Origin of the sequence: Streptomyces swartbergensis, from assembly GCF_002148965.1 — a bacterium.
Taxonomy (GTDB): Bacteria; Actinomycetota; Actinomycetes; order Streptomycetales; family Streptomycetaceae; genus Streptomyces; species Streptomyces swartbergensis.
Map to the genome: position 1 here is coordinate 1 of NZ_NGFN01000567.1, position 3,031 is coordinate 3,031.

Genomic DNA, 3,031 nt, shown 5'->3' on the forward strand with positions numbered 1-3,031 from the left:
GGGCCGGGCGGCGCGTGGCGGGCTGCGGGACGAGGCTGAGCTGACTGGGCATGCAACCGATGGTCGCCGCCGCACGTTGCCTTCCCGTTGCGTGGGCGTCACGGGTGTTTTCCGGCGGTTCACGATGCGGGACGGTGGGACTGTGAGGCCGTTTGACCTGGAGTTTCCGTGTAACGAGTGAAGCTGGTCACGCGTACGCGGATGAACCGGGCGGCCCGGGCGGGCGTCCCTGACTGTCGAGGGGCCGACCTGGGGAGGGACCGCAGATGCGTCGTGTGACGTTCCGCAGACCGCGGCTGCCGCGCACCCGGCGGGGGCAGCGGTGGCTCGTGCAGGCCGTGATGGCGGGGTGCGTGCTCGCGCTGCTTCCGGCGACCTGGATGTACGTGGCCGCGGGTGACCGGCTGCGGACGGCGGCGGACGTGCCGCGGACCGATGTGGCCGTGGTGTTCGGTGCCGGGTTGTGGGCCGGGGAGCCGTCGCCGTACCTCGCGCACCGGCTGGACGCGGCGGCCGGGCTGTACCGGGAGGGGCGGGTCGAGGTGGTGCTCGTCACCGGGGACAACAGCCGCGAGGACTACGACGAGCCGGACGCGATGCGCGTGTACCTGACGCGGCACGGGGTGCCCGACGGGAGGATCGTCAGCGACTACGCGGGGTTCGACACCTGGGACTCCTGCGTGCGCGCGAAGAAGATCTTCGGGGTGGACGAGGCCGTGCTGATCAGCCAGGGTTTCCACATCCGGCGGGCGGTGGCTCTGTGCCAGGCCGCGGGAGTCGAGTCGTACGGGGTGGGAGTGGACGCCGTGCACGACGCGACCTGGTACTACGGGGGTGCCCGGGAGATCCTCGCCGCCGGGAAGGCGGCCCTGGACGCGGTGTTCCGGCCGGATCCCCGGTTCCTCGGGCCCCGGGAGCCGGGCGTGGAGCGGGCGTTGGCCACGGCCGAATAGCGGATCGGGCCGTCCGCCGGGGGCGGGAGCGCGGCCGGCGCGCTCCGCGTGTCCCGCCCCCGGCTGTCCTGTGACCGTCGGCGTCCCGGTGACCGTCAGCGTCCGCGGAAGCGCGGGGGGCGCTTCTCCAGGAACGCCGTCATCCCCTCCTTCTGGTCGTCGGTGGCGAACAGGGCGTGGAAGACGCGGCGTTCGTAGCGGAGGCCGTCCCGCAGGCCCGTCTCCAGGGCCCGGTCGACGCACTCACGGGCCGCCCTGACCGCCGTACGGCCGTACGAGGCGATGGCCGCCGCCGCTTCCAGGGCCTCGGCGAGGACCCGGTCGTCGGGGACCACGCGGGAGACCAAGCCGCAGCGCTCGGCCTCCCGGGCGTCCATCGTGCGGCCGGTGAGCACCAGGTCCATGGCCTTGGCCCGGCCCACCAGACGGGTCAACCGCTGGGTGCCGCCGATCCCGGGGATGACGCCGAGCTTGATCTCCGGCTGGCCGAAGAGGGCCGACTCGCCCGCGACGACCAGGTCGCACATCATGGCCAGCTCACAGCCGCCGCCGAGTGCGTAGCCGTTAACAGCGGCGATCTTCGGGGTGCGCAGGTCCGCGAATGCCTCCCAGGCCGCGAAGTAGTCCTCGGACATCATGTCGACGGCCGACCTGCCCGCCATCTCCCTGATGTCCGCGCCGGCCGCGAAGACCCTCTCCGAGCCGGTGACGACGAAGCAGCCGACCTCCGGGTCGTGGTCCAGCGGGCCGAGGACGCCGAGGAGTTCGGCGAGCAGCTCGGAGCTGAGGGCGTTCAGGGCGTGCGGGCGGTGCAGGCGGACGGTCACCACGCGGCCGTCCCGTTCGGCTTTCAGGTGGTTCATCTTTCCTCCCTGGAAGGTGGGTCACGAGTCCCAGATCGCGCCGTACGCCGGAATCCCCCGCTGTTCCAGGCCGTGCACCACCTGCCAGGTCAGCCGCTTGTTGGAGATGCAGATGACCGCCTCCGCACCGAAGTCGCGGTACGCGGCGTGGGCGAGCCGCACCATGTCGGGCTTGCCGTGCCGTGAGGTGTCCCAGACCAGGGCGTCCGGCTGGACGGCGAGGATCTCGTCGACGAGGGCGTCGCCGTAGGTGGCGCGGGGGTCGCGGGTCGCCCAGACCAGGCGCGAGGGGACCTCGGCGGCGAGCAGGTGGGGCAGGCAGGGGCCGATACCGCTGCCGGTGGCGACGTAGACCACCTTCCGGAACAGGACCTCGATGTTGGCGACTCCGGCCGTGGTGATGCCCTTCACCCACACGCGCGACGGCTGGTCGTCGATGAAGGAGCCGGTCCAGTCACCGGCGCGGGAGATGGTGAGCCGGAAGCCGGAGCGGCCGGGAGCGGGGACGTTGGCGAAGGAGTGCCACTCCTTCAGCGGGCTGCGGCTGATCGCGGTGGAGGAGCCTGCGAAGGGGGTCTCGCCGTAGTCGAAGTGGGCCAGTGCCACGTGCGGGGAGGGGCGTTCGGTGCGGACGTCCACCTTGCGCAGCCGCAGCCAGGGCAGGGCCACGCTGAACGTGACGACGGCGAGGACCGCGAGCGGCAGGGGCCCCTGGCCGGACAGCAGGGTGTGGGTCCAGAAGAGAGCGAGGGCGCTCCAGCCGCCGAAGCGGTGGATCTTCTCGAAGTGGTCGTGGTGGCGGGAGCGGAAGGGGGGCAGCGCGGTGGCGACGATCAGGGCGAGGAGGGCCAGCAGGGTCCAGCTCACCGTGATCAGGGGCAGGTCCGTTCCGGCGCGGGTCACCGCGACGGTCAGGACCAGGAACCAGGCAGCCCCGGCCAGCGCCCCGCCCATGTGCAGCCCGCCGAAGTGGTACACCTTGCCGAGCGTCCAGCGGACCTTCAGCGGCCAGCTCACGGGGGCCGAGGTCGCCAGCCGGAACAGCAGGTTGATGACGTGCTGCTGGCGTACGAGGACGGCGAGGGCGAGGTTGGCGAGGGCGGCGTGCCCGAGGGTCGGCGTGGCCGGGGGGCCGGCGGCCCACAGGAACGCCGCGTTGGTCAGGAGGACCAGGGCCGCGAGGCGGTTGTAGTGCATCAGGCGGGGGTGTTTGAG

3 protein-coding genes are annotated in these 3,031 nt (G+C 72.4%); 1 reads left to right on the forward strand and 2 read right to left on the reverse strand.

Annotation, left to right across the window (positions count from 1 at the left end):
* Positions 1 to 266: 266 nt before the first annotated feature.
* Positions 267 to 953, forward strand: a complete 687-nt coding sequence (locus CA983_RS42115; RefSeq protein ID WP_086605915.1) for a SanA/YdcF family protein — start codon at positions 267 to 269, stop codon at positions 951 to 953.
* A gap of 95 nt (positions 954 to 1,048) precedes the next feature.
* On the opposite strand, the gene CA983_RS42120 is transcribed toward CA983_RS42115, so the two are convergent.
* Both CA983_RS42120 and CA983_RS42125 read right to left on the reverse strand, forming a co-directional pair.
* Positions 1,049 to 1,816 carry an enoyl-CoA hydratase-related protein gene (locus CA983_RS42120; protein ID WP_086605916.1) on the reverse strand — a complete coding sequence of 256 codons (768 nt, stop codon included), beginning with the start codon at positions 1,814 to 1,816 and terminating at the stop codon, positions 1,049 to 1,051.
* A gap of 21 nt (positions 1,817 to 1,837) precedes the next feature.
* Positions 1,838 to 3,031: ferredoxin reductase domain-containing protein (locus CA983_RS42125; protein ID WP_086605917.1), on the reverse strand; the 1,194-nt coding region annotated here is incomplete at its 5' end.